The following is a 25,636-nucleotide window of genomic DNA, read 5'->3' as shown; positions in this document are numbered from 1 at the left end:
CCGACACCGACCGGACCCCCTCACCCGAACCCTCCACCACACCCGCCCAACCAGGAAAAACACCAACTAAGTGGCATTGCCCCGGTGGTGGGTGGGGTTTGTTGTCGGGGTGGGGCGGGTGTGGACGGGATCGCGTGGGGTGTGGTTCAGGCCGAGGTGCGAGGTCAGTGGGTGTTGATCCAGCGCCATTCGCCGACCGGGGGGCGGTTGGGGAGGGTGCCTCGGCCGGTTGCCCAGAGCAGGGTTGCCGCTGGGTCGTCGGTTGGTTCGACGTGGGGGAAGAGCTTGGTCAGGGTTCTGGTGACCAGGGGGGTGGGTGGGGTCCAGGGGGTGCCCAGGCCGGTGGCGATGTCGTAGGCGTGGACCAGGAGCTCCACGACGCCCATCGCGGCGAAGCCCTCGGGGCGGGCCTGCCCGTAGGTGTGGTGCGCGACCAGGTTCGGGTCGGCGGTGGTGATCACGGCGGACAACAGGTGGCCGCAGCTCTCCACCACTGCCAGCAGCCCCGGCACCCCGCCTGCCCGGTCGGCCCCCACGGTGTTCTCCGGGCCGCCCTCCCGGTTGGCGGTGCAGGAGAACGGCAGGTGGGTCTCGCGCGGCGGGGTCCTGGTGGTCAACTGCGTGGCGTAGAAGAACAGGTCGTCCGCCACGTGCTCGGCGGTCTCCCAGCACGTCCAGGTGAGGGGGCCCGCCAGGGACTCCCAGTCCGCCGCGGGGGTGTCGGAGAAGGTGTCGACGAACCAGTGCACGGCCTCGTCGACGTCGGCGGGGGTGAAGTCGCTCATTCCCGGCAAGCTAGCAGCGCCCCCCCGGCCGGGTGCTGGGATTTTCAGGCGTCGGGGATGGACACGGTGATCTCGGGGCCCAGGCGGGCACCGGTGAGGTCGAGGTCGTCGCCGCTCCAGAACCTGCCCGGGTCGTAGCCGGGGCGGGGGGTGGCGGGGAGCAGGTCCATCGCCTCGTAGGTGAGGCCGACGACCTCGGCGCAGTAGGCGGTTTCGAGGGCTGCTTCGGGGAGGGGCTTGGACCAGCGCAGGCGGGGGGCCTGGCCGCGGGCCCAGCGGCCGAGCAGGCGGGCCGAGGAGGGGAACGGGGCGCCGTCGAGGCGGGCGATGGTCCGCAGGACGGCGTCCTCCTGCTCGGCGGTGGCCTCCGGCTCGAGCTGGCGCAGCCAGGCCCGCTGCCCGTAGCGGTGCGCCCACACCACCACCGCGTCGCGCAGGTCGTGCAGTTGCACGCCGCGCTGGTGCTGCCCGGACCAGACGTCGGGCAGCGAGCGGCCCAGCTCGGCGTGCCACATCAGCGGGGGCAGGTCGTCGAGGACGACGGCCATGCCGACGTGGTTGATGGGGCTGTTGGTGAGGGTCTGGATGGCCCGGTCGGCTGGGGTGCGACCGCGGAACAGCCAGATGTCACCGGTGCGGGAGAGGGCGACGGCGTCGTCCAGGTCGATCATGCGTCAGGACGGTAGCCTGCCCCGATGCGGCACGTGTGGAAGTTCCTGGGCTTGGCAGGTGTGGTCGGCGTGGCGGCCGGTGGCGCGGCCATCGCCAGGGCCGAACGCCAGCGGCAGGCCTACACCCCGGACGAGGTGCGCGCCAAGCTGCGGGAGCGGGTGGCCAAGGCGGCGGAGGGCAAGGCTGCCGAAGAGGCCTAGGTCGATCGAGGGCGTGCGTGCTCGTTGGTCCTGCTTGTTGAACAGGGCCAACGCTTCGCGCGGGTGTGGTCCCGGGTCGCCTGGCCAGTGCGGCGGTATGCGGTTGTCGAGGTGTCGGGAGTGGGTGGCCAAGGCGGGACGCGTCCTAGGTCGATCGAGGGCGTGCGTGCTCGTTGGTCCTGCTTGCTGAACGGGGCCAACGCTTCGCGCGGGTGTGGTCCCGGGTTGCCTGGCCAGTGTGGCGGTATGTGGTTGTCGAGGTGTGCGCTGGGCTGAGGGGGCGGGTGGCCAAGGCGGGGAACGCGTCCTAGGTCGATCGAGCGCGCACGTGCTCGTTGGTCCTGCTTGTTGAACAGGGCCAACGCTTCGCGCGGGTGTGGTCCCGGGTTGCCTGGCCAGTGCGGCGGTATGTGGTTGTCGAGGTGTGCGCCGGGCTGCGGGGGCGGGTGGCCAAGGCGGGGAACGCGTCCTAGGTCGATCGAGCGCGCACGTGTGCTCGTTCGCCCTGCTTGCCGAACAGCGCCAACGCCTCGCACGGGTGTGGTCCCGGGTTGCCCAGCCAGTGCGGCACGCGGGTGTCGAACTCGGCCACCTCGCCCGCCTTGAGCGTGATGTCGTGCTGTCCCAGGATCAGCCGCAGGCGTCCGCTGAGGATGTAGATCCACTCGTGGCCCTCGTGCGAGCGCGGGTCCGGGTCGCCGGTGTCGACCGGGGGGAAGAGGATCTTGTAGGCCCGGGGTTGGCCGGGTGCGGCGGTCAGCGGCCAGAACGTGCGGCCGTCGACCTTGCGCGGTTCGAGGTGCACGCGGGGGTCCGGGGCGTTGCTGAGCCCGACCAGTTCGTCCAGGTCGCAGCCGTGGGCGCGGGCGATGGGGAGCAGCAGTTCCAGGGTGGCCTTGCGCTTGCCGGACTCCAGCCGGGACAGGGTGCTCACGGAGATGCCGGTGTCGGCGGCGAGGGCGGTCAGGGTGGTGCCCCGCTCGCCGCGCACGGCCTTGAGGCGGGGGCCGATGCCCGCCAGCACGGTGTCTACGTCCATGTTTGCCATTACAGCAGATGATTTTTCGATTTGGCACGGTTCGTGCTCGGGGCCTGCCTGGGAAGCGCCCGCCGATCCGGCCCAGTTAGCTGAACCGGCCCGCGCACCCCTTGTCGCCCTCGAAGTAGCCGACCCGGAAGGCCTCCACCCGGGCGAACCCGCTCGGGATCTGCTTGCCCTGGACGTCCGCGGCGATGAGGCTGTTGTCCTGCAGCAGCTCGGCCACCGCCTCGTCCAGGTCGCCGATCGCCAAGCGCAGCTTGCGGCCGCCGTCGGCGTCGGTGAAGCGGGCCCACGCCCCGGTCAGGCAGGCGGTGCGCAGGCCCGCCTTCTCGCCGTTCAGGGGGGCGCCCACGGTGTTCTGGATGGACAGGGCGTAGCGGGAGGCGATCTCGGCGAAGGCGGCGAAGTCGCCGATGCCCGCGCCGTCCACGCCGGGTTCCTGGCCGCGCTTGGGCGGGGTGGCGATCTTCTGGACGGCCTTGGTGTCCACGGCGACGGTGTTGTTGTCGGCGCAGTAGGAGACCGGCGGGGTCGAGCCGCCGCTGGCGCACCGGGCGCCGTCGTAGGTGATCTCGGGGTGGTTGCCGGTGTCGCCGAACGCCTGCTTCAAGCTCGCCTTGAGCAGGGAGCGGACCTCGGCGTCGGCCAGGTCGACGTCGCCGTCGTCGGAGCCCTTGATCTCGGTCTCGTTGCGCTCCTTCTCCACGATGCGGCCGTTGATCTCGTCGGCGTCCATCCGGGCGCAGCGCTTGGGGCCCTCGACGAACCCGGCCTGGAAGGCGAACACCCGGTCGAAGGCCAGGCCGTGCGCGCCCTGCTTGGTCGCCGAGGCGCCCGCCGGGTCGCGGATGAAGAACATCGTGGCCAGCACGTGGTTGAGGCCCTGGCCGGTGTTGATGTCGAAGTGCTTGGCCTTCTTGTCCGCGACGTAGCGGAAGAACCCGCCCGCGTAGCAGTCGGCCTGCTGCTCCTTGATGATCGTCGGCGTGCTCTGCGAGATGTTCGACTTCTCGCCCAGCCGGTACTGCACCGCGTGGCCCATCTCGTGCGCGAGCACGGCCACGACCGACATCGGCCCGAACTGCTTGTCGAGCATCGGCAGCAGCACGCCCCGGTCCCAGGCGACGCTGTCGTCCTGCCCGCAGTAGAACGCGTTCACCAGGCCCTTGGTGCTGGTCCCGCACAGGGTGATGGCCTTGCCGTCGGAGTCGTAGGACGCCAGCCTGCGCACCGGCTCGAACTGCTCGCCGAAGTCCGCCCGCATGTGGATGGTCCAGTAGTCGTAGATGTCGGACAGCGCGTTGACCGCCAGCCGGTCCATCTCGCCGCCGTCGGCGTTCTCGACGGTCAGGTTCGCGTCCTCGGCGCCCTGCTTGGGACCGCTGGGCCCGTTGTTGTCCACCGGCAGCCCGGCCACCGTGCCCGCGTCGATGTCGCCGACGCCGCGCGCGACGCCAACGACGGGCGTGCCCGCGCACGCCACGACGACCGCCACGACACCGACCGCGGCCGCGATCCGCCACTGCAGTACCCGCACGTCAGTCCCCACTCACTCGTCGCAGGCCAGGCCTGCCGCCGACAGGCTGCACCCTACTCAAGACCGGGCGGAATCGGACATCGATCGGCGGCACCCGCCCCACATCGTTACGCACAGTGAGACAAGGTCGTCACCCCAGGCCGCACGCGCGGGCGCCGTCGGTGAACCCGGACCGGAACCGCGCGACCCGGTCGAAGCCCGCGGCCAGCGCCCCGCCCTGGCCGTCGCGGGCGGCGTAGTCGAAGTCGAGCAGCACCTGCACGGCCTCGTCGAGGTCGCCCGGCGAGAGGTACCTGGCGTCCTCGGCGGCGAACAGCGACCCGGTGAACGCCCCGGCCAGGCACACCACCGACTCCTGGGCCTGCGCGCCCGTCAGCGGCTTGCCCGTGGCCGCGCGGGCCGCGAGCCCGTACCGGCTGGCCAGCAGGGTGCCGGTGGCGTAGTCGCCGATGTCCTTGTGCAGGGCGGGCAGGCCCTTGGCGTCGTCGAACTCGATGGTCCTGTCGCCCGCGCAGAACGCCACGGGGCCCTGCTTGCCGCCCTCGCAGGCCGGGTCGCCGCTGACCGGCCGGACCCTGGGCGTGGTCCACGTGCCGCCCGCCGCGGCCACCGCGCCGCCGAAGTAGGCGTCGAGGCCGGGGGTGATCGACTCGATGATCTGGTCGAAGCGCAGGTTGCCGCCGCGCTGGGCGTCGTCGGCGGTGCTGAACCCGGTCAGGGTGAACCTGCGGTTGTCGACGGTCATCCCCGAGCACAGCTTCGCCCCGGAGTCGTAGCCGTCCTGGAACGCCGACGCCCGGTCGAAGGCGTCGCCGTGCGCGCCGCCGTCGGTCTGGTCCGTGCCGATCGGGTCGCGGAAGGTGATCAGCGACTCCAGCGCCGAGTCCAGCCGCTGCTTCTCGATCCGCAGCCGGGGCGCCTTCCCGTCGGCCACCCAGCGCACGAACGAGCCCGCGTAGCAGTCGGCCATCGCCTCGATCAGGATCGTCGGGAACCGGTCGGGGGCCGCGCGCCGCTGGCTGATCCCGACCCCGGTCCTGGCCTGCACCGCGTGCCCGATCTCGTGCGCGAGCACCAGCATCACCGCGGCCTCGCCGAACCGCTCCTTGAGCACCGGCAGCAGCGCCGCCCGGTCCCAGGCGATCACGTCGGCGGTCGGGCAGTAGAAGGCGTTGCCCTCGACATCGGCCGCGTTCTCGGTGCACGGCGGCTCCGGGCTCGACGCGTCGGCGGTGTCGACCGAGTAGTAGCCGCCGCTGAGGTCCTCGAACTCGGCGTCGAAGGTCTCGGGGAACTTCTCCGTCCAGTACGCCCGCACGTCGTCGACGACGGTGGCGGCCAACTGGTCGATCTCCCCGCCGTCGGAGTTCCGCACGAACGACGTGTCGGCCGCGCCGCCCTTGTCCGGGGCGACGACGCCGCCCTGGCTCGTCGGCGTGCCCGGGACGGTCACCGTGCAGGCCAGCAGGGCCGCAACGGCCATCAGCACCGGGATCAGACGCACGCGCACGGCCACCAGTGTGCCTGGTGCGCGTGCGGGCGTGCTGCCGTTCGGGGGAACCTGTGCGCCGCACCCCGCGTCATCCAGGGGTGAGAGCGCTGCGCCACCCCATGCTGGGACTCGCCGTCATCGCCGCCTTGGCGGCGTGGCTGACCGATGGATCGCCGTTGTGGGCGGTGGTCGGCCTGGTCGCGGGGGCGTTGGTGGGCCTGTTGTCGTTGCAGGTGGGGATGCTCGCGGGCGCGCTGGCCTTCGGGGTGCGGGTGCACCAGGTGGTCGTCGGCGTGGGGCGTCGGCTGACCGAGTGGACGACGCCGCACCGGACGGTCGTGCTGCGGGCGGTGCCGTTGTTGCTGTCGGTCGCCATCGGGCCGGGCAAGGCCCCGGCCCGGCGGCGGATGTGGTTGGCGGCGTTGTGCTCGGCGGGGCTGGGCGTGCTGGTGGTCGGCGGGTCTGTGGCCTTGTTGGTCGTCGAGTGGGGGGTTGGCTTCTGGCTGGGGTGGACGGTTGGCGCGGTGTACGCGGTGGCCGTGGGTCTCGTCCCGCGCCGCACGGCCGTGGCCACGTCGACCGGGTGGTACGTGTGGCGGCTGCCGGGGCTGACCGGACCCAAGGCCGAGCAACTGGACGCCGCGCCGGTGGTCGGCGAGGTGGTGCGCGCCGCGCAGGCCGGGGACCTCGGGGTGGCCGCCGAGCTGGCCGAGGGGCTGGCCCGTGACCACCCGGGCCTGCGCACCGCTCTCGCCGCGAGGATCTTGGTGCTCGAGGCCCGGGGCCGCTACGCCGAGGCCCTGACCCTGGCCCTGCCCATGGCGGGCGACGACACGCAGACCCCGGCGGAGGCGGCGGTGTCGTTCGCCGCCCTCGCGGGGCTGGCCTGCGCGACCGTCGAGGCGGGGGTGCTGCCCGCCGAGGTCGGCCTGGGCACGGCCGTGGGCGCCATGGAGAACGCCGAGACCCTGGGCTACCCGACGTACAAGCTGACCGGCGTCCGCGCCCTGCACGCCCTGCTGACCGGTGAGACCGCCACGGCCGTCACGCTGGCCCGCACGGCCGTCGGCTCCGGGGACGATCCGCTGGGCCGCGCGGACGACCTCGCCACGCTGGCCAGCGCGCACATGGCGGCGGGGGACAACGCGACGGCGCGGACCGTGCTGGCGGAGGCCGAGGCGCTGGTGCCGTGGTGGCCCCGGGTGGCGGCGGTGCGGGACCGCCTGTCGATCACCTAGGACATCCGCCTAGCTCTCCAGCGTCTTCTGCAGGGCCTTGGCCGCCTTGCGGGCCATGTCCTGCACGGCCTCGCGCCGCTCGGCGTCGGCCTCGTACGCCGACACGCGGTTGCGCACCACCTTCGCGGGCGCCCCCGCCGCGATGGCGAAGTCCGGGACGTCGCCGCGCACCACCGCGTGCGCGCCCAGCACGCAGCCCCGGCCGACCCGGGTGCCCTTGGTGACGGTGACCTTGGTGCAGATCCAGGTGTCCGGGCCGATGCGCACCGGGGACTTCACGATCCCCTGGTCCTTGATGGGCTGGGTGATGTCCGCGGTGACGTGGTCGAAGTCGCAGATGTAGACCCAGTCGGCGACGAGGGTCGCCGAGCCCAGCTCGATGTCGAGGTAGCAGTTGACGACGTTCTGCCTGCCGAAGACGGCCTTGTCGCCGATGCGCAGGGACCCCTCGTGGCAGCGGATGGCGTTGCCGTCGCCGATGTGCACCCAGCGGCCGATCTCGAGGCGGCCGAAGCCGGGGCGGGCGTGGATCTCGACGTCCTTGCCGAGGAAGACCATGCCGCGCAGGACGACGTGCGGGTTGACCAGGCGGAACTTGAGCAGCCGCCAGTAGCGGACCAGGTACCAGGGGGAGTAGGCGCGGTTGCGCAGCACCCAGCGCAGGGAGGCCAGGGTCAGGAACCGGGCCTGCTGCGGGTCGCGGTGCCCGCGCGACCAGTGCCGGAGCCGGGTCACCACCGGCGACCCCCACATCGACGTCATGGGCAGACGGTAGCCCAGAGTGACCGAGGCCCGGTGTGACGGGGGTGGTAGGCATGGGCCCATGCCCCGCCTCATCATCGACACCGATCCCGGCATCGACGACGCGTTCGCGCTGGCCCTGGCGGCGCGGTCGCCGGAGTGCGACCTGGTCGCGGTGACGACCGTCCACGGCAACGTCGGCCTGGACCTGACGACCCGCAACGCGTTGAAGGTGCTCAAGCTGGTCGACCGGGAGGACGTGCCGGTCGGGCGCGGGGCCGCCCGCCCGCTGGTCTACCCCTCCGGCGTCGAGAAGACCACGGTGCACGGCGACGACGGGCTGTCCGGGCAGGCGGCGCTGCTCGCCGACCGGGACCGGGGCCTGGAGCCGGAGGGGGCCGTGGCGCTGATGGCCCGGTTGATCCGGGAATCCGACACGCCGGTCACGCTGGTGCCGATCGGGCCGCTGACCAACGTCGCCGCCCTGCTCGCCGCCCACCCCGAGGCCGCCGACGGCATCGACCGCCTTGTCGTCATGGGCGGCGGCCTCACCGGCGGCAACGTCAACGCCGCCGCCGAGTTCAACATCTGGGCCGACCCCGAGGCCGCCTACCGAGTGCTGGTGGAGGAGGACATCCCCACCACCCTGGTCCCCATCGACCTCACCTACCAGTGCGCGGTCGACTCCGACTGGCTCGCCCGCCTCGCCGCCGCCGGTCCGCTCGGCGCGGCCCTGGAGCCGATGACGGGCGTCTACCGGGAGGCCTACGCCAAGATCCTCGGCTACGACGGCACCGTCATCCACGACGCCGTGGCCGTCGCCGAGGCGATCTTCCCGGGGACGCTCAAGACCAAGCGCGTCCCGCTCACCGTGGACACCGCCTTCTCGCCGCGCCGGGGCGGGACGCTGGCCGACCTGCGGCTCAACGCCGAGCGGGCACCGGGCTTCCGGGTGATCGACGTGGCCATGGAGACCGACGTTCCCGCCTTCACGGACCTGATGTTGCAGCGGTTGAGCTGAGGCGCGGGTGCGCCCGGCTGGTGAGTTGCGTGCTCTGACCGTGCACATCGACACGGGCCGGTGGAGCGAGACCGTCGTCGAGGGGGTGGACCTGACCGTGCCCAAGGGGCAGGTCACCGCCCTCCTCGGTGAGTCCGGGGGTGGCAAGTCCATGCTCGCCGCCGCACTGACCGGGCGGCTGCCCGACACGGCCCAGGCCACCGGCGACGTGCTCATCGAGGGCGCGCACGTCGAGGACTGGCGGGAGGTCCGCGGGCGGACCGTGGGCCTGGTCCCGCAGGAGGGCGCGAGCGCCTTCACCGCGGCGGACACCGTCGGCGCGCAGTTGCGCGGGCTGGAGCAGCGGCACCGGCGTTGGACCGTCGAGCGCGCGTGCGCCGCTGCCCGCTACCCCCTCGACGCGCTCGACCTGTACCCGGACCAGCACTCCAGCGGTCAGGTCCAGCGGGCCGCGCTCGCCGCCGCGCTGCTCCCCGTGCCCGGGTTGCTCATCGCCGACGAGCCGACCGCGTCCCTGGACACCGGTCTCGCGTACGAGGTCTGGGGCACTCTGCGCGAGTACGCGGACACCGGGGCCGCCGTCCTCGCCATCACGCACGACGTGCACCACGTGGTCGCCCTGGGCGTCGCCGACCGCATGGTCGTGCTGCGCGAGGGGCGGATCACCGCCGCGGGCACGCCGGACGAGATCCGCCGCCTGGAGGACCCGTACGTGCAGGGCTTCTTCCGCACCTAGGGGTTGGGCTCATGTGGTGCCTTGTCCGCGGCAGGCGGGGAGGAGTCGCGGCCGTGGTCAGGCCCCGTCGCGGGGAGCTCGCAGGAGCAGGAGGGTGTGGGCGGGGAGTTCGATGGTCTTGCCCGGCTCCCACGGCTCGGCCGCCGCGGGCACACCGCGCGGTGTGCCGCTGTCGAGCACCGGGATGAAGCGGGAGCCGTACCTGTTCGAGGGCAGGGTGACCTCGACCGGCTCCTGACCCGCGTGCAGCAGCAGAAGCCACGAGTCGTCGGCGACGAGTTCGCCGTCGCGGTTGCGGGAGAGGCACTCCGAGCCGTCGATCCACATGCCGAGGGTGCGGGTGGAGTCGTCGAACCAGTCCTCGGCCTGCATGGTCTCGCCGGTCGGGCGGAACCAGACCAGGTCGGGCTCGCCGGAGCGGGTGGGGCGGCCGTCGAAGAACTGGGGCTGGCGCAGGGCGGGGGAGTCCGCGCGCAGGGCGGTGAGGCGTCGGGTGTAGGCGAGCAGGTCGTCCGCGCGGTGGTCGGAGGTCCAGTCGACCCAGGAGGTCTGGTTGTCCAGGCAGTACGGGTTGTTGTTGCCGTGCTGGGTGCGCCAGCGCTCGTCGCCCGCGACGAGCATCGGGGTGCCGGTCGACAGCAGCAGGGTGCCGAGCAGGTTGCGGGCCTGGCGGTCGCGCAGGGCCAGGACGGCCGGGTCGCCGGTCTCGCCCTCGGCGCCGCAGTTCCAGGAGCGGTTGTCGTCGGTGCCGTCGCGGTTGTTCTCGCCGTTCTCCTGGTTGTGCTTCTGGTTGTAGGACACCAGGTCGCGCAGGGTGAAGCCGTCGTGGGCGGTGATGAAGTTGATCGACGACCACGGGCGGCGGCCGCTGATGGCGTACAGGTCCGACGAGCCCGACAGCCGGTAGGCCAGGTCGCGCGGGCCGGTGGCGCCGCGCCAGAAGTCCCGGGCGCCGTCGCGGAAGCGGCCGTTCCACTCCGCCCACTGCACGCCGAAGCCGCCGACCCGGTACCCCTCGCCGGTGGCGTCCCACGGCTCGGCGATCAGCTTGCGGTTGGACAGCACCGGGTCGGAGGTGATGGCCGTCAGCAGCGCCGAGTGCGGGTCGAACCCGCCGCCGCCGGGGCGGCCCAGCGCGCTGGCCAGGTCCAGGCGGAACCCGTCGACGCCCAGCTCGGAGGCGAAGTAGCGCATCGAGTCGGTCACCAGCCGCACCACCGTCGGCGACCCCGGGTCCAGCGTGTTGCCGCACCCGGTCAGGTCGACGTCGCGCCCGGAGTGGTCGAGCAGGTAGTACGCGGGCGCGTCCAACCCCCGCATCGACAGCGTCGGCCCGCCCACCCCGCCCTCGCAGGTGTGGTTGAACACGACGTCGAGGATCACCTCGATGCCTGCGGCGTGCAGGGCCGCGACCATCGTCCGGAACTCCTCGACCTCGTGCCCCGGCCTGCACGCGTACCCCTCGTGCGGCGCCAGGAACCCGAGCGTCGAGTAGCCCCAGTAGTTGTGCCGCCCGGTCTTGAGCAGCAGCGGCTCGTCGGCGTGGGTGTGCACCGGCAGCAGCTCCACCGCCGTGACACCGAGGCGCACCAGGTGCTCGACGACCGCGGGGTGCGCCATCCCCAGGTAGGTGCCCCGCTGGTGCTTGGGCACGTCCGGGTGCAGCTTGGTGAACCCCTTGACGTGCACCTCGTAGAGCACCGTCTCCTCGAACGGCACGTCCGGCCGCGGCCCGGTGTCGCCACCCCCCGCGGGCGCCACCACCGACAACGGCACCGACCCCAGCGAGTCCTCCCGCGAGGGTGCCCCGGTCATCGGGTCGCCGCGGTAGGCGCGCGTCGCCGACAGGTCGGTGACCTGCCCGCTGATCCGCCGCGCGTACGGGTCGACCAGCAGCTTCGCCGGGTTGCACCGCACGCCCCGGGTGGGCTCCCACGGCCCGTGCACCCGGTAGCCGTAGCGCTGACCAGGGGTGATGCCGGGGACCAGGGCGTGCCAGATCCCGAAGGTGCGCTCGGTCAGCTCGATCCGCTGCTCGACCAGGCTCCCGTCCTCGTCGCCCACCAGGCACAGCTCGACCCCCTCGGCCGTCGAGCTGGCGACGCTGAACCGGACACCCCCCGCCTCCGGGTGCGCGCCGAGCGGGAACGGGCGGCCGGGGAGCGTGTGCGGTTCGTTGGTCACCCATCCATCCTCACCCACGGGAGGGTCGAGATCGAGGAGCGCACCTCGAACTCGTGATCGAGATCGCTCGGGGGTTTTGCGGGCTCGAGCGGGGTTTCGGGGTGTGAGCTGGGGAAACGGTGATCTTGCTGGGCGCGCGGTGTGGCGGGTGGGTGCGCGCCTGTGGATCGTTTCGGGGTTGTCCACAGGCATGATCGACTTCGGGGTGCGGTGTGGGTTGGGCGGGTAGAATGGGCTTCGGGCCGCCCCCAGTGGTGTGGTGGGGTTTGGTGTCGCGCGGGGTGGTTGTTGGGCGTGCTTGGTGGGGTGGGCTTGTCGCTGCGGGGGTGGTGCGTTGTCGTCGAGGTTGGTGCGGGATGAGTGGTGGGAACGGGGGAGTCGCTGGTTCCGGGATTCGTGGTGCGGGCAGTGGGTGGTGGGGTCGTCGGGCTGGACAACCGGGTGGTGGTCACCGTTGTGGTGTGTGCTGGCCAGTGGGTGTGGATGGCGGGTGTCGGCGGCCCGGTTCGGTGTCGGTGTGGCGATCGCGCACTGCCGGGTCGCTGGCTGGACCAGGGCATTGGGTGGGGGTCAGGTGACTCGGAAGGTGTGGGTCTCGAAGGACTCGTCGTCGTCCGCCGGGGTGGGGGGTCGGGCGGTGGTGGGGTGGAGGTCTGCGGGGGCGAAGTCGTCGGCGGGGTCGTGGTTCGCGGAGACCACTATCTCGGCGAAGAGGCGTTGGTGGGTCGACCAGCCGGTGGTGGAGGGGGATGCCAGGGTCAGCAGGAGCATTCGTCGGGTGTTCGGCTCCGGGATGAAGGCCTGGAGCTGGAGGGTGAGGGGGCGGCGGTCGCGGGCCTGTTCGGGGCCCGGCACGCGCTGGGCGATCACCGCGGGGCCCAGGGACGTGGTGACCAGGAGGGTCTCGCGGACGTCCGGGCCCGCGACGTCCTCGACGGCGTCGCGCAGGGACTGGGCGGAGTCGAGGTCCCAGGTGGGCGGGGCGGCCATGGCGACGCCGGTGAGCAGGGCCGGGTCGGCGCCGTCGGGGTGGGCGACGGCCAGCAGCACCGCGCCGTGGCGCAGGGCGGTGTCGACCGCCTCGTGTGCCATGGCCTCCAGGTCGGCGGCGGCGCCGGGGCGGATGCCCGCGAGCAGGCCCGCGAACTCGGCGACGGCCGTCTCGGGGCTGCTGAGCGGGATCTTGCGCACGACGTCGTCGGGGAGGCTGATGAGCACGTCACCCGCCCTTGAGCCGGTCGGTGACCTGGCCGGTCACGGCGCCGTCGATGGCCTTGTCGGTGGGGTTCATGGCGACCTTGAGGATCTCCAGGCGGTTCTTCTGGTCCTCCGACAGCTCCACCCCGGCCTTCTCGGCGACCTTCTGGGCGTGGTCGATGGCGCTGACCACGCCCTCGCGCTGCTTCTCCGCGGCGCCCAGGCCGATCAGGGCGTCACGGCGGTCGCGGAGCGGGAGCCTCGACAGGTCGTGGTCGAGTCCCTGGCGCTTGGCGGCGTCGCGGCCGGAGTCGATCAGGTCCTTGCGGGCCTTGCCGGTGATGCCGCGCTGCCGCATGGCCCTGACGTCGTTGACCACGCCCGGGAGGCCGTCGGAGCCCATCGCCTTGCGGACGTCGTCGGCCACCTCGCGCAGCGCTGCGCGCCCGCCGCCCCTGACCGCGGCCTTGCCGCCGGAGCGCACCGCCGCTGCCGCCGTGCCACCGCCGGGGGCCACGGCGGTGCCGAGGCCGAGGAGGGTGGCCGTCCAGCCGCCCGCGTTGCGCGAGCCGGAGAGCTGCTGGCCCAGCGCGGCCAGCGAGCCGACCGCGCCGGACGCCGTCGACGCGGTGCCCAGGACCGCGGCCGCGGGCAGGCCGACGCCGGTGGCCGCCAGCCCGGCGGCGACGGTTCCGGTGGCCAGCGAGACCACGTCGGCGGCCTTGGCCGTGCCGTCGAAGGCCTGCACGTACCAGGTGTCGTTCTCCGGCTCGAACGCGTCGTCCGGGCCGGAGCGGATGCCGTCGGCGGTGGCGTTGGCCTCGCGCAGGTGCTTGGCCCGCAACCGCTTGGCGTCGTCGACGACCTTCGTGAGCGTGGTGTCGAGGTCCTCGCGGACCTTGGTCGCCGACAGGAAGGCGTCGTAGCGGGCGGCGTGCTTCGGGTGTCCCGTGTCCCGCGGGACGGCCGAGGCCGCGGCGCGCAGGTCGGCCTCGGCGGCCTCGAGGTCCGCCTTGAGCTTCTTGGCCTCGGCCTCCAGCTCGTCAGCGCGGGCCTGGTTGGCGGTCATCTGCCCCGCCCACCTGCTCAGCGCCTCGACGGCCTTGCCGATCGACTCCGCGCCCGAGCCCAGCGCCACCGGCAGGTCGTCGCCGTGGTCGCTGAACTCCTCGGCCGCGCTGCCGCCCCAGTCGGCGTCGTCGGTGGTCTTCGCGGCGGACTCCAGCCGGGGCAGCGTCGTCGAGATCGCCTGCTGCGCCGAGGCCATCGACAGCAGCACGGCCCGCACCGAGGCCGGGTCGCCGGTGGTCGGGTCGAAGCCGAGGGCGGGGAAGGCGGGCCTGCTCACGGCGTCCTCCGCGGCACGGCCTGCTCGAGGCCCCGGACGACCTGCTCGGCCACCGTCGAGTCGGCGTGGGCGGCCATCGCGTCGCGGCTCGTCCGCTCCACCGACTCGTAGTTGTCGGCCGCCCCGCGCACGTTGTCGGCGATCTCGCCGATCTTGTCGCGCATCCCGCCCAGGTTGGCCCGCCACCGCTCGACCACCTCGGCCACCGCCGAGCTGATGTCACCGGGCCCCAGGTCGCACCCCGCCGCGTCGAGCGTGGAGACCACCCCGTCCACTGAGTCGGCCACCGCGTTCAGCTCGCCGACGCGGGCGGCCAAGCTCGCCGTGTCCACCGCGTAGCCCGCCATCCCCACCTCCCCGTTCCCCGGGCGCCATCCCCGGACGGCCTGAGTAGACGCCGATTCCGCCGGGGCAGGCAGCGCGGGTGCGCACCCGGTCAAAACAGCCGCACGCCCCGGCAACCCGGGTGGTCCCCGGTGGCAGGCAGAATGGCCGGTGTGACGGACCAGAGCCTGACGGACCAGAGCCCGCATGACGACCTCGACGACCTCGTGCTGCACATGGCCGGTGTCGGTGTCCGGCGCGACGGCAACGACCTGCTCAAGGCCGTGGACTGGCGCGTGGAGCTCGACGAGCGCTGGGTGATCCTCGGCGGCAACGGCGCGGGCAAGACGACCCTGCTGCGGCTCGCGGGCGCCGAGCTGCACCCGAGCACCGGCACCGTGGACGTCCTCGGCGAGCGGCTCGGCCGCGTCGACGTGTTCGAGCTGCGCACGCGCATCGGGTTCGCCACCGCCGCCATCGGCAACCGGGTCCCGCCCGACGAGCGCGCCCTCGACGTCGTCGTCAGCGCCGGGTACGCGGTCCTGGGCCGCTGGCGCGAGCAGTACGACCAGCTCGACACCGGCCGCGCGGGCGAGCTGCTCAAGGCCATGGGCATCGCGCACCTGGCCGAGCGCACCTTCGGCACCCTGTCCGAGGGCGAGCGCAAGCGCACCCTGATCGCCCGCGCGCTGATGACCGACCCGGAGCTGCTGCTGCTCGACGAGCCCGCCGCCGGGCTGGACCTGGGCGGCCGCGAGGACCTGGTCGGGCGGCTGAGCGAGCTGGCGATGGACCCCGACGCCCCGGCGACCGCGCTGGTCACCCACCACGTCGAGGAGATCCCGCCCGGGTTCACCCACCTGCTGCTGCTCGCCCGCGGCGAGGTCGTGGCGCAGGGCCTGATGGACGACGTGCTCACCAGCGAGAACCTGTCGGCCGCGTTCGACCAGCCGCTGGAGCTCGAACGCTCCGGCGACCGGTACTTCGCCCGTCGCCGACGGTAGCGTACTGACGAGTAACCTTTCCGGGTCGGTCCCGACCGGGTAGCAGACAGCGCTGAGGAGGCATGGCCGTGGGTGAGTTCGTCCGGCTCGAGGTGGAGGACGGTGTGGGCACCATCCGCCTCGACCGTCCCCCGATGAACGCGATCAACCGTCAGCTCCAGGCCGAGCTGCGCGAGGCGGCCAGGGAGGCGGCGGCGCGGTCCGAGGTCAAGGCCGTCATCGTCTACGGCGGGCCGAAGGTCTTCGCCGCGGGCGCGGACGTCAAGGAGTTCGCGGGGATGTCGTACAACGACATCGCCGACTACGGGCCGGAGCTGCAGGCGTCCATCGCCGAGGTGGCGGCGCTGCCCAAGCCGACCGTCGCCGCCATCACCGGGTACGCGCTCGGTGGGGGCTTCGAGCTGGCGCTGGCCTGCGACCGCCGGATCGCGGGGGACAACGCCAAGGTCGGGCAGCCGGAGATCCTGCTCGGGATCATCCCGGGGGCCGGTGGCACGCAGCGGCTGGCGCGGCTGGTGGGGCCCAGCAAGGCCAAGGACATCGTCTTCACCGGGCGGTTCCTCGGCGCCGAGGAGGCGCTCTCGATCGGGATGCTGGACCAGGTCGTCTCGCCGGACGACGTGTACGCGACAGCGCGGGCGTGGGCCGCGCAGTTCACCCGCGGGGCTTCACGGGCGCTGGCCGCGGCGAAGGCGGCCATCGACGGCGGGCTCGACGGGGACCTGGCCAACGGGCTCAAGCTGGAGACCCACCTGTTCGCCGCGTTGTTCGCCACCGAGGACCGGGACGCGGGCATGAAGTCGTTCATCGAGAACGGGCCGGGGAAGGCTGAGTTCAATGGGCGCTGAGCCGACCCCCAACCCGCACGCCACCGAGGCCGAGGTCCAGGCGGCGTATTCCGACCCGAAGCTCGCGAACGTGCTCTACCACGACTGGGAGGCGGGCACCTACGACGAGAAGTGGTCGATCTCGTACGACGAGCGGTGCATCGACTACGCCACCGGCCGGTTCAAGGCTGTCGCCGGGGATGAGGGCTGGCCGTACGAGACGGTCATGGAGCTGGGCAGCGGCACCGGCTTCTTCCTGCTCAACCTGATGCAGGGCGGGTTGGCCAAGAAGGGGTACGCGACGGACCTCTCGCCGGGGATGGTCGAGGTCGCCGTTCGCAACGCCAAGTCGTTGGGGCTTGACGTCGAGGGGCGGGTCGCCGACGCCGAGCGGATCCCGTTCGACGACAACAGCGTCGACCTTGTTGTCGGGCATGCGGTGTTGCACCACATCCCGGATCTGCCTGCTGCGTTCGCCGAGATCAACCGGGTGTTGAAGCCTGGCGGGCGGTTCGTGTTCGCTGGGGAGCCGACTCGGATCGGCGACACCTACGCGCGCAAGCTCGGGCAGGCGACCTGGTGGTTGACGACCAACATCACCAAGCTGGGGCCGTTGCGGGCGTGGCGGCGGCCGCAGGGGGAGTTGGACGAGTCTTCTCGGGCCGCTGCGCTTGAGGCTGTGGTCGACATCCACACGTTTGACCCCTCTGAGTTGGAGGGGATCGCGCGGGATGCTGGGTTGGTGGACGTCCGGGCCTCGACTGAGGAGTTCACGGCTGCGTTGCTCGGGTGGCCGGTGCGGACGTTCGAGGCTGCGGTGCCTCGGGAGAAGTTGGGCTTCGGGTGGGCGCTGTTCGCCATGAAGTCGTGGCAGCGGCTTTCCTGGCTGGATGAGAAGGTCATGAAGAAGTTTGTTCCTCGGGAGTTTTTCTACAACGTGATGATCGGTGGGCGGAAGGCTCTTTGAGGTGTGCGTGACGGCGGCGGCCCCGGGTCCTTTGTGGACCCGGGGCCGCTGTGTTCGCTGGGGAGCCTGTCCTTTGGGGCCGCGGATTGTTTAGTGCGGCCGGGAGTGCGTCCAGGCCGGGGGGTGACCGGCTTGGTGGGTTTGGGTGGGGCTGGTCTGGGGTCAGGCGAGTACGACCTTGCCCAGTTCTGCGGGGGTGGCCAGGAGGGGGTGTTTGGGGAGGACTCGGGCTGTTACGCCTAGGGCGCCTGCGTGGGGGAGGGCTATTTGGGCTTCCCAGGTTTGGGGGGTGGTGGGGGTCATTGTCGCTGTGACTACATTGGACAGGTCGTCCGTGTCCGCTACTCGGCCGATGACGGCTTGGACTTCCACGTCGTCGGGGGTCAGGCCTGCCAGGTCCACTGTGGCCTTCACCTGGACGCGGTCTCCGATCACGGGGGTGGGGGCGTCGTCCTGGATGTTGAGTTCGCAGTCGGTTACCCGGATGTGGGTCCAGGCGGCTTGGATGCGGTGGCGGTAGGCGGCCAGGTCCTTGGCTGCCTGGTGGTCGTCGGCCTGCGCCTGTGCGCCCGAGGTGGCGGCGGGGGCGTAGGCGGATTCGACGTATTCGCGGACCATGCGGGTCGCCTGGACCTGGGGGCCCAGGGTGGCGAGGGTGTGGCGGACCATGGACATCCAGCGGGTGGGGACGCCCTGCTCGTTCCGGTCGTAGTACAGGGGGCCCACCTGGGAGCCCAGGAGGTCGTAGAGGGCCGCTGCCTCCAGGTCGTCCCGGCGCACCGGGTCGGTGATCTCGTCCGCGGTGGGGATGGCCCAGCCGTTGCTGCCGTCGTGGAACTCGTCCCACCAGCCGTCGCGGATGGACAGGTTCAGGCCGCCGTTGAGGGCGGCCTTCATGCCCGAGGTGCCGCAGGCCTCCAGGGGGCGCATGGGGTTGTTCAACCACACGTCGCAGCCCCAGTAGAGGTAGCGGGCCATGGACATGTCGTAGTCGGGGAGGAAGACGATGCGGTGGCGGACGCCCGCGTCGTCGGCGTAGCGGACGATCTGCTGGATGAGGGCCTTGCCGCCGTCGTCGGCCGGGTGGGACTTGCCCGCCACGACCAGTTGGACGGGGCGCTCGGGGTGCAGCAGCAGCGCGCGCAGGCGCTCGGGGTCGCGGAGCATGAGGGTCAGGCGCTTGTAGGTGGGCACCCGGCGGGCGAAGCCGACGGTGAGGACGTCCGGGTCGAAGACCGAGTCGGTCCAGCCCAGTTCCAGGGCGGACGCGCCGCGCTGCAGCCAGGCCTGCCGGACCCGCCTGCGGATCTCGTCGACGAGCCTGCCGCGCAGCGCGGTGCGCAGCTCCCACAGCCTCGCGTCGGAGACCGAGGGGCCCGCGATCTCGCCGTCCTCGGCGGGGTCGCCGATCAGGTCGGTCATCTCCTTGGCGGTCCACGTCGCGCCGTGCACGCCGTTGGTGACCGAGGAGATCGGCACCTCCTCGGTGTCGAAGCCCGGCCACAGCGCGCCGAACATCCCCCGGCTGACCGCGCCGTGCAGGCGCGAGACGCCGTTCGCGCGCTGCGCGAGCCGCAGGCCCATGTGCGCCATGTTGAACATGCCCGGGTTGTCCTCGGCGCCCAGCGCCAGCACCCGGCGCAGGTCGATGCCCGGCAGCAGGCTGTCGTCGCCGAAGTAGTGCTGCACGAGGTCGACCGGGAAGCGGTCGATACCCGCGGGGACGGGGGTGTGCGTGGTGAACACGGTGCCCGCGCGGACCGCCGACAGCGCCTGGTCGAAGTCCAGACCGTGCCCGGAGACCAGCTCGCGCAACCGCTCCAGGCCGAGGAACCCCGCGTGGCCCTCGTTGGTGTGGAAGACCTCGGGCTGGGCGACGCCGTTGAGCTCGCAGAAGGTGCGCACGGCGCGCACCCCGCCGACGCCCGCCAGGATCTCCTGCCGGATGCGGTGGTCCTGGTCGCCGCCGTAGAGGCGGTCGGTGACCGCGCGCAGGTCCTCGGCGTTCTCCTCGATGTCGGAGTCGAGCAGCAGCAGCGGCACCCGGCCGACCTGGGCCTTCCAGATCCGCGCCCGCAGCACCCGCCCGCCGGGCATCGCCACGTGCACCAGGATCGGCGCGCCGGAGGGCTCGGCCACCAGCTCCAGCGGCAGCCCGTTGGGGTCGAGCACCGGGTAGTGCTCGACCTGCCAGCCGTCGAGCGAGAGCGACTGCCGGAAGTAGCCGGACCGGTAGAGCAGGCCGACGGCGATCAGCGGCACCCCGAGGTCCGAGGCGGCCTTGAGGTGGTCGCCCGCGAGCACCCCCAGGCCGCCGGAGTAGTTGGGCAGCGCCTCGGTGACGCCGAACTCCATGGAGAAGTAGGCGATGGCGCCGGGCATCCTGGGCCCGGTGGCGCCGACCTCCTCGCTGCGCCGCTGGTACCACCGCGGCTGCTCCACGTAGCGGCGCAGGTCGTCTGACACCTCCCGGACCCGCGCCAGGAACGACTCGTCGGCGGCGAGCGCGTCGAGCCGCTCGGCGGGGACCCGGGCCAGCAGGTGCAGCGGGTTGGCCCCGACCCGCTCCCAGGTGTCCCGGTCGACCTCCGCGAACAGGTCCTGGGTCGGCGGGTGCCACGTCCAGCGCAAGTTCGTGGCGAGCGTGCCCAGGTCGGCGAGTTGCGCCGGCAGTCCGGCGCGGACGGTGAATCGGCGTACGGCTTTCACGCCAACCGACCCTAGCGGCGAACCTGGATCGAGCAAGCCACCGAACCGGCCGGTCTTGGATACCGGCCGGTATCCAAGACCGCCGGTCCGCTCACGCCCCGTGCTCGGCTGGTGCGTTCGGGGGCTGCTGGGCCCAGCGGGGTTGATACCCCGGTGGGGCGGGGTAAGTCCCCAGGACACGGGGCTGGGCGAGTCCCCAAGACACAGAAGCACAACGGCTCCCGGCACCAGCGGGAGGTCATCGTGTGGGGCTGGATCGAGCAAGGCAGGATGGAGTCACAACCCGCGACCGAGAGGAGCCTGACCGGTGAGCGGTCGGCTGGGCATCGACGACGTCTCCCCGATCGTGTCCTGCGGTCGGTATCCCGCCAAGGGCGTGGTGGGCGAGCACATCCCGATCAACGCGACGGTCTGGCGCGAGGGGCACGACGCCGTGGCGGCGACGGTCACCTGGCGCGGGCCCCAGGACGCGCGGGCGCGCAAGACCCGGATGCGGTCCACCGGGCCGACCACGGACCAGTTCACCGCCGACATCGTCCCCGACGCCGAGGGGCTGTGGACCTACCGGGTGGACGCCTGGTCCGACCCGTGGTCGACCTGGCTGCACACCGTGGAGGTCAAGGTCGCCGCTGGTCAGGACGCCGATGAGCTGGCCAACGACCTCGAGACCGGCGCCCGGCTGGTGGAGCGGGTGGGCCGCAGGCCCGACCGCAGCGTCGAGCGCAAGCTGCTGGTCTCGGCCGCCCGCGCGCTGCGCGACACCGCGCTGCCGCTGTCGGCGCGCATCGCCGAGGCGCTCTCGGAGTCGGTGCGCCGGGTCATGGACACCCACCCGGTGCGCGAGCTGGTCACCAAGGGCAAGGCGTACCAGGTCGTCGTCGACCGCAAGACCGCGCTCTACGGCTCCTGGTACGAGTTCTTCCCACGGTCCACAGGGGAGGTCGAGGCCGACGGCACGCCCAGGCACGGCACCTTCCGCACCGCGATGAAGGAGCTGGACCGGGCCGCGGCCATGGGCTTCGACGTGGTCTACCTGCCGCCGATCCACCCCATCGGCGAGGTGAACCGCAAGGGCCCCAACAACAGCACCGAGTCCAAGCCGGGCGACGTCGGGTCCACCTGGGCCATCGGCTCCGCCGACGGCGGCCACGACGCGATCCACCCGCTGCTGGGCGACTTCGACGACTTCGACGCCTTCGTGGAGCGCGCCCGCGAGCTGGACCTGGAGATCGCCCTCGACTTCGCGCTGCAGTGCGCGCCGGACCACCCGTGGGTCGGCAAGCACCCGGAGTGGTTCACCACCCGCCCGGACGGCACGATCGCCTACGCGGAGAACCCGCCGAAGAAGTACCAGGACATCTACCCGGTCAACTTCGACAACGACCCCGAGGGCATCTACGCCGAGTCGCTGCGCGTGGTCCTGCTGTGGGTCAGCCACGGGGTCAAGGTGTTCCGGGTCGACAACCCGCACACCAAGCCGCCGGACTTCTGGGAGTGGCTGATCCGCGAGGTGAAGGCCCGGCACCCGGACGTGCTGTTCCTGGCCGAGGCGTTCACCCGCCCCGCGCGGCTCTACGGCTTGGCCAAGCTGGGCTACACGCAGTCCTACACCTACTTCACCTGGCGCACGGCCAAGTGGGAGCTGACCGAGTTCGGCGAGGAGATCGTCGAGCACGTCGACGAGTCCCGGCCCAACCTGTTCGTCAACACCCCCGACATCCTGCACGCCTCGCTGCAGCACGGCGGGCCCGCGATGTTCGCCATCCGCGCCGCGCTGGCCGCGACGATGTCGCCGACGTGGGGGGTGTACTCCGGCTACGAGCTCTACGAGCACGAGGCGGTCAAGCCGGGCAGCGAGGAGTACCTCGACTCGGAGAAGTACCAGCTCCGCCCGCGCGACTTCGACACCGCGCTGGCGCAGGGCCGGTCGCTGCAACCGTGGATCACCCGGCTCAACGCGATCCGCCGGGCGCACCCCGCCCTGCAGCAACTGCGCACCCTCAAGTTCCACACCGTGGAGAACGACGCGCTGATCGCCTACTCCAAGGTGGACCCCGCGACCGGCGACACCGTGGTCGTGGTGGTCACGCTCGACCCCGGCGGCGCGCAGGACGGCCTGCTGTGGCTGGACTGGGGCGCGCTCGGCCTGGAGCCGGACCGCGTGTACACCGCCCACGACGAGGTCTCCGGGCAGACCTGGGAGTGGGGTGCGTCGGCGGGCAACTACGTGCGCCTCGACCCGTGGCAGTCGGTCGCGCACATTGTCCACATCAAACGTTAGCGCCGCGGGACCGGACCGCGCGTGCGCCACCGATGTGCTGTACGCATGTCCGACCCGACAACGACGACGGCAGGGGCGATGATGGTGACGGGGCATCAGGCATGACGGTTGACAACCGGGACCTCCACGAGACGGGGGACGCGGCGCCGGACGCCGCGCTGGGACTCGAGGGCATTCCCCACACCGGGGAGTCGCTGACCGCCGACGGCCACCTGGTCGAGCCGCAGGCGGAGGACTTCGCCTCGGCGCGCGCGGTGCCGCAGGACACCCAGTGGTACAAGAGCGCGGTCTTCTACGAGGTCCTCGTCCGCGCGTTCAACGACTCCGACGGCAACGGCACCGGCGACCTGCGCGGGCTCGCCGACAAGCTGGACTACCTGCAATGGCTGGGCGTCGACTGCCTGTGGCTGCCGCCGTTCTACGCCTCCCCGCTGCGCGACGGCGGCTACGATATCTCCGACTTCCGCGCGGTGCTGCCGGAGTTCGGCACCGTCGACGACTTCGTGCACCTGCTCAACGAGGCGCACAAGCGCGGCATCCGGGTCATCACCGACCTGGTCCTCAACCACACCTCGGACGCGCACCCGTGGTTCCAGGAGTCGCGCAACCACCCGGACGGCCCCTACGGGGACTTCTACGTCTGGTCCGACACCGACGAGGCCTACCCCGAGGCGCGGATCATCTTCGTCGACACCGAGACCTCGAACTGGACCTACGACCCGGTGCGCGGGCAGTTCTACTGGCACCGGTTCTTCTCCCACCAGCCGGACCTCAACTACGAGAACACCGAGGTCCAGGAGGCGATGCTGGACGTCCTGCGGTTCTGGCTGGACATCGGCATCGACGGCTTCCGGCTCGACGCGGTGCCGTACCTGTTCGAGGAGGAGGGGACCAACTGCGAGAACCTCCCGCGCACGCACGAGTTCCTCAAGACCTGCCGCAAGGTCGTCGACGACGAGTACCCGGGCCGGGTCCTGCTGGCCGAGGCGAACCAGTGGCCCGCGGACGTGGTGGAGTACTTCGGCGACCCGGAGGTGGGCGGGGACGAGTGCCACATGGCGTTCCACTTCCCGCTGATGCCGCGCATCTTCATGGCGGTGCGCCGGGAGTCGCGGTTCCCGATCTCGGAGATCCTGGCGCAGACCCCGGCGATCCCCGACGGCGCGCAGTGGGGGATCTTCCTGCGCAACCACGACGAGCTCACGTTGGAGATGGTCACCGACGACGAGCGCGACTACATGTACGCCGAGTACGCCAAGGACCCGCGGATGAAGGCCAACATCGGCATCCGCCGCAGGCTGGCCCCGCTGCTGGACAACGACCGCAACCAGCAGGAGCTGTTCACCGCGATGCTGCTGTCGCTGCCCGGCTCGCCGGTGCTGTACTACGGCGACGAGATCGGCATGGGCGACAACATCTGGCTCGGTGACCGCGATGCCGTCCGCACCCCCATGCAGTGGTCCCCCGACCGCAACGCCGGGTTCTCCCGCTGCGACCCCGGCAGGCTCTACCTGCCCACGATCGCCGACCCGGTCTACGGGTTCCAGGCGGTCAACGTCGAGGCGCACATGAACAACACCTCGTCGCTGCTGCACTGGACGCGGCGGATGCTGCAGGTCCGCACCGAGCACCCGGCCTTCGGCAAGGGCGACTTCACCGAGCTGGGCTCGTCCAACCCGAGCGTGCTGGCCTACCTGCGGCGCCACGTCACTGAGACTGTCACAGATGACGGAGCTGTTGTCGTCACAGAGGACCGGGTCATCTGCGTGAACAACCTGTCCCGGTTCCCCCAGCCGGTGGAGCTGCACCTGTCCGAGCACGAGGGCCGCATCCCGGTCGAGCTGACCGGCGGCGTGCGCTTCCCGGCCATCGGGGAGCTGCCGTACCTGCTGACGCTGCCGGGGCACGGCTTCTACTGGTTCCAGATCACCGACCCCCAGGAGGAGGGCGAACCCCAGTGACCGACCAACCCCGGCTCGCCGTGGACGCTCTGGTCGACGACCTGCGCGCGTGGCTGCCCACGCAGCGCTGGTTCGCGGCGAAGGGACAGGACCTCACCGACGTCCGCGTCACGCGCGCCGCGGAACTGGTGACCGGCGACCCGGGGTTGGTGCACGCGCTGGTGCTGGCGGGCGGCGAGGTGTACCAGGTGCTGGTCGGCCTGCGCGCCGAGCTGCCCGAGCACCTGGCCCCCGCCGCCATCGGCGAGGTCGACGGCCTGCACGCCTACGACGCCACGCACGACGGCGAGCTGATGACCGGGCTCGGCGACCTGATCGCCGGGAACGCCGACACCGGCGGGCTGTCCTTCCGCGCGGAGCCCGGCGTCGAGGTGCCCGCCGGGCTGCGCGCGCGGCCGATCGGGGTCGAGCAGTCGAACACGTCGATCGTGTTCGCCGAGCAGTACATCCTCAAGCTGTTCCGCAGGCCCGCGCCGGGGCCCAACCGCGACGTCGAGCTGCACCGGGCGCTGCACGCGGCCGGGTCGCAGCAGATCGCCGCGCCGGTCGGCACGGTGGCCGCGGGCGAGACGGTGCTCGGGTTCGCCCAGCGCTTCCTCGGCGACGCCGCCGAGGGCTGGGCCACCGCGACGGCCAGCGTGCGGGACCTGCTCGCCGAGGGCGACCTGTACGCGCGAGAGGTCGGCGGCGACTTCGCGGGCGAGGCCGCCCGGCTCGGCGCCGCGGTGGCCGCCGTGCACGCCGACCTGGCCGCCACCCTGGGCACCGAGGTCATCGGGGCCGAGCGGATGTCCGAGGCGGTGGCGGCGATGCACGGCCGCCTCGACGAGGTGCTGGCCGAGGTGCCCGAGCTGGCCGAGCACGAGACGGCGCTGCGCGCGGCGTTCGACGCGGTGCGCGGCCTCGACGACGGCATCCTCGTCCAGCACGTGCACGGCGACCTGCACCTGGGCCAGGTCCTGCGGACCACGGCGGGCTGGGTGCTGATCGACTTCGAGGGCGAGCCCGCTGTGTCGCCGCGGGAGCGGGCCCTGACCCGCTCGCCGCTGCGCGACGTCGCCGGGATGCTGCGCTCGTTCGACTACGCCGCGCTGCACCTGGTCGCCGGGGCCGAACCGGACCACCAGCGCGCGGCGCGCGCCGCCGAGTGGTCCGACCGCAACCGGACCGCGTTCTGCGACGGCTACGCCGCCGTCGGCCCCGACCCCCGCGCGGCGGCGGTGCTGCTGCGCGCGTTCGAACTGGACAAGGCGGTATACGAGGTGCGCTACGAGCACCGCAACCGCCCCGACTGGGTGGCCATCCCGCTGGCCGCCATCAAGCGCGCCACCTGACCTTTTCGCCACCACCAGTTCCGGGTACCCCCACCG

At 72.1% G+C, this 25,636-nt stretch carries 21 protein-coding genes; 10 read left to right on the top strand and 11 right to left on the bottom strand.

Annotated features, from left to right (window positions below; all coding sequences use genetic code 11):
• Nucleotides 1-164: 164 nt before the first annotated feature.
• Together GCL84_RS01505 and GCL84_RS01500 are read right to left on the bottom strand one after the other, a co-directional pair.
• The gene (locus GCL84_RS01505) at nt 165-785 is read right to left on the bottom strand and encodes a DinB family protein (protein WP_156753494.1); all 621 of its coding nucleotides are present in this window, start codon (nt 783-785) and stop codon (nt 165-167) included.
• A gap of 44 nt (nt 786-829) precedes the next feature.
• On the bottom strand, nt 830-1,456 hold the full coding sequence (locus tag GCL84_RS01500; protein WP_156753493.1) for a hypothetical protein: 627 nt from the start codon (nt 1,454-1,456) through the stop codon (nt 830-832).
• Nucleotides 1,457-1,480: 24 nt separating this feature from the next.
• Here GCL84_RS01500 and GCL84_RS29090 point away from each other — a divergent pair, with 24 nt between their 5' ends.
• A complete protein-coding gene (locus GCL84_RS29090; RefSeq protein WP_197522942.1) occupies nt 1,481-1,657 on the top strand; it encodes a hypothetical protein in 177 nt (58 codons plus the stop codon).
• A 469-nt stretch (nt 1,658-2,126) separates the two neighbouring features.
• Here GCL84_RS29090 and GCL84_RS01495 read toward each other — a convergent pair whose 3' ends face one another.
• From GCL84_RS01495 to GCL84_RS01485, 3 genes are all read right to left on the bottom strand, one after another.
• Nucleotides 2,127-2,696, bottom strand: a complete 570-nt coding sequence (locus tag GCL84_RS01495; RefSeq protein WP_156753492.1) for a helix-turn-helix domain-containing protein — start codon at nt 2,694-2,696, stop codon at nt 2,127-2,129.
• 85 nt (nt 2,697-2,781) lie between these two features.
• Complete coding sequence (locus tag GCL84_RS01490; protein ID WP_235925917.1) at nt 2,782-4,236, bottom strand: neutral zinc metallopeptidase; 1,455 nt, start codon at nt 4,234-4,236, stop codon at nt 2,782-2,784.
• A gap of 130 nt (nt 4,237-4,366) precedes the next feature.
• Entirely contained in the window at nt 4,367-5,746 is a 1,380-nt protein-coding gene (locus GCL84_RS01485; protein WP_235925916.1) for a neutral zinc metallopeptidase, read from the bottom strand.
• Between the two features lie 80 nt (nt 5,747-5,826).
• Between GCL84_RS01485 and GCL84_RS01480 the strand changes: the two genes are divergently transcribed.
• Nucleotides 5,827-6,966, top strand: a complete 1,140-nt coding sequence (locus GCL84_RS01480; RefSeq protein ID WP_156753490.1) for a hypothetical protein — start codon at nt 5,827-5,829, stop codon at nt 6,964-6,966.
• A gap of 9 nt (nt 6,967-6,975) precedes the next feature.
• Here the strand turns inward: GCL84_RS01480 and GCL84_RS01475 are convergent, their stop codons facing one another.
• The gene (locus GCL84_RS01475; protein WP_156753489.1) at nt 6,976-7,728 is read right to left on the bottom strand and encodes an acyltransferase; all 753 of its coding nucleotides are present in this window, start codon (nt 7,726-7,728) and stop codon (nt 6,976-6,978) included.
• Nucleotides 7,729-7,789: 61 nt separating this feature from the next.
• Here GCL84_RS01475 and GCL84_RS01470 point away from each other — a divergent pair, with 61 nt between their 5' ends.
• On the top strand, nt 7,790-8,728 hold the full coding sequence (locus tag GCL84_RS01470; RefSeq protein WP_156753488.1) for a nucleoside hydrolase: 939 nt from the start codon (nt 7,790-7,792) through the stop codon (nt 8,726-8,728).
• 40 nt (nt 8,729-8,768) lie between these two features.
• Nucleotides 8,769-9,464 (top strand): ATP-binding cassette domain-containing protein, encoded by a 696-nt coding sequence (locus GCL84_RS01465; RefSeq protein ID WP_235925915.1) that lies wholly within the window; start codon nt 8,769-8,771, stop codon nt 9,462-9,464.
• Nucleotides 9,465-9,521: 57 nt separating this feature from the next.
• Here GCL84_RS01465 and glgX read toward each other — a convergent pair whose 3' ends face one another.
• The 4 genes from glgX to GCL84_RS01445 form a co-directional block, all read right to left on the bottom strand.
• A complete protein-coding gene (gene glgX / locus GCL84_RS01460; RefSeq protein WP_156753486.1) occupies nt 9,522-11,648 on the bottom strand; it encodes a glycogen debranching protein GlgX in 2,127 nt (708 codons plus the stop codon).
• Nucleotides 11,649-12,218: 570 nt separating this feature from the next.
• Nucleotides 12,219-12,866: a hypothetical protein gene (locus GCL84_RS01455; protein WP_156753485.1), complete on the bottom strand. Its 648-nt coding sequence runs from the start codon at nt 12,864-12,866 to the stop codon at nt 12,219-12,221.
• 1 nt (nt 12,867) lies between these two features.
• Entirely contained in the window at nt 12,868-14,193 is a 1,326-nt protein-coding gene (locus GCL84_RS01450; RefSeq protein ID WP_156753484.1) for a hypothetical protein, read from the bottom strand.
• Entirely contained in the window at nt 14,190-14,540 is a 351-nt protein-coding gene (locus tag GCL84_RS01445) for a WXG100 family type VII secretion target (protein WP_156753483.1), read from the bottom strand. The genes GCL84_RS01450 and GCL84_RS01445 overlap by 4 nt, the downstream gene beginning before the upstream one ends.
• Nucleotides 14,541-14,753: 213 nt before the next feature.
• Here GCL84_RS01445 and GCL84_RS01440 point away from each other — a divergent pair, with 213 nt between their 5' ends.
• The 3 genes from GCL84_RS01440 to GCL84_RS01430 all read left to right on the top strand — a co-directional run bounded on the left by GCL84_RS01440 (nt 14,754) and on the right by GCL84_RS01430 (nt 17,315).
• Nucleotides 14,754-15,521, top strand: a complete 768-nt coding sequence (locus GCL84_RS01440) for an ABC transporter ATP-binding protein (RefSeq protein WP_407924349.1) — start codon at nt 14,754-14,756, stop codon at nt 15,519-15,521.
• 68 nt (nt 15,522-15,589) lie between these two features.
• Nucleotides 15,590-16,369: an enoyl-CoA hydratase/isomerase family protein gene (locus GCL84_RS01435; protein ID WP_156753481.1), complete on the top strand. Its 780-nt coding sequence runs from the start codon at nt 15,590-15,592 to the stop codon at nt 16,367-16,369.
• Complete coding sequence (locus GCL84_RS01430; RefSeq protein WP_156753480.1) at nt 16,359-17,315, top strand: class I SAM-dependent methyltransferase; 957 nt, start codon at nt 16,359-16,361, stop codon at nt 17,313-17,315. Before GCL84_RS01435 ends, GCL84_RS01430 begins: the two co-directional genes overlap by 11 nt.
• 162 nt (nt 17,316-17,477) lie before the next feature.
• Here GCL84_RS01430 and glgP read toward each other — a convergent pair whose 3' ends face one another.
• Nucleotides 17,478-20,024: an alpha-glucan family phosphorylase gene (glgP, locus tag GCL84_RS01425; RefSeq protein WP_156753479.1), complete on the bottom strand. Its 2,547-nt coding sequence runs from the start codon at nt 20,022-20,024 to the stop codon at nt 17,478-17,480.
• Between the two features lie 307 nt (nt 20,025-20,331).
• On the opposite strand from glgP, the gene GCL84_RS01420 reads away from it, so the two are divergent.
• From GCL84_RS01420 to GCL84_RS01410, 3 genes are all read left to right on the top strand, one after another.
• Nucleotides 20,332-22,305, top strand: coding sequence for an alpha-1,4-glucan--maltose-1-phosphate maltosyltransferase (locus GCL84_RS01420; protein ID WP_156753478.1), 1,974 nt, complete (start codon nt 20,332-20,334; stop codon nt 22,303-22,305).
• 101 nt (nt 22,306-22,406) lie between these two features.
• The gene (gene treS / locus GCL84_RS01415; protein ID WP_156753477.1) at nt 22,407-24,266 is read left to right on the top strand and encodes a maltose alpha-D-glucosyltransferase; all 1,860 of its coding nucleotides are present in this window, start codon (nt 22,407-22,409) and stop codon (nt 24,264-24,266) included.
• Nucleotides 24,263-25,600, top strand: coding sequence for a maltokinase N-terminal cap-like domain-containing protein (locus tag GCL84_RS01410; RefSeq protein WP_156753476.1), 1,338 nt, complete (start codon nt 24,263-24,265; stop codon nt 25,598-25,600). Before treS ends, GCL84_RS01410 begins: the two co-directional genes overlap by 4 nt.
• Nucleotides 25,601-25,636: the final 36 nt, after the last annotated feature.

The sequence above is a fragment of the Actinokineospora pegani genome, from assembly GCF_009745975.1.
In the GTDB taxonomy this organism is placed as follows: domain Bacteria; phylum Actinomycetota; class Actinomycetes; order Mycobacteriales; family Pseudonocardiaceae; genus Actinokineospora; species Actinokineospora pegani.
This window is presented reverse-complemented; position numbering and strand designations above follow the sequence as displayed.

What these genes read in the sequence shown, in the direction of transcription:
- GCL84_RS01430 (WP_156753480.1), top strand. Translation starts at nt 16,359, where the DNA reads ATGGGCGCTGAGCCGACCCCCAACCCGCACGCCACCGAGGCCGAGGTC.
- GCL84_RS29090 (WP_197522942.1), top strand. Translation starts at nt 1,481, where the DNA reads ATGCGGCACGTGTGGAAGTTCCTGGGCTTGGCAGGTGTGGTCGGCGTG.
- GCL84_RS01505 (WP_156753494.1), bottom strand. Translation starts at nt 785, where the DNA reads ATGAGCGACTTCACCCCCGCCGACGTCGACGAGGCCGTGCACTGGTTC.
- GCL84_RS01475 (WP_156753489.1), bottom strand. Translation starts at nt 7,728, where the DNA reads ATGACGTCGATGTGGGGGTCGCCGGTGGTGACCCGGCTCCGGCACTGG.
- GCL84_RS01500 (WP_156753493.1), bottom strand. Translation starts at nt 1,456, where the DNA reads ATGATCGACCTGGACGACGCCGTCGCCCTCTCCCGCACCGGTGACATC.
- GCL84_RS01495 (WP_156753492.1), bottom strand. Translation starts at nt 2,696, where the DNA reads ATGGACGTAGACACCGTGCTGGCGGGCATCGGCCCCCGCCTCAAGGCC.
- GCL84_RS01440 (WP_407924349.1), top strand. Translation starts at nt 14,754, where the DNA reads ATGGCCGGTGTCGGTGTCCGGCGCGACGGCAACGACCTGCTCAAGGCC.
- treS (WP_156753477.1), top strand. Translation starts at nt 22,407, where the DNA reads ATGACGGTTGACAACCGGGACCTCCACGAGACGGGGGACGCGGCGCCG.
- GCL84_RS01470 (WP_156753488.1), top strand. Translation starts at nt 7,790, where the DNA reads ATGCCCCGCCTCATCATCGACACCGATCCCGGCATCGACGACGCGTTC.
- GCL84_RS01445 (WP_156753483.1), bottom strand. Translation starts at nt 14,540, where the DNA reads ATGGCGGGCTACGCGGTGGACACGGCGAGCTTGGCCGCCCGCGTCGGC.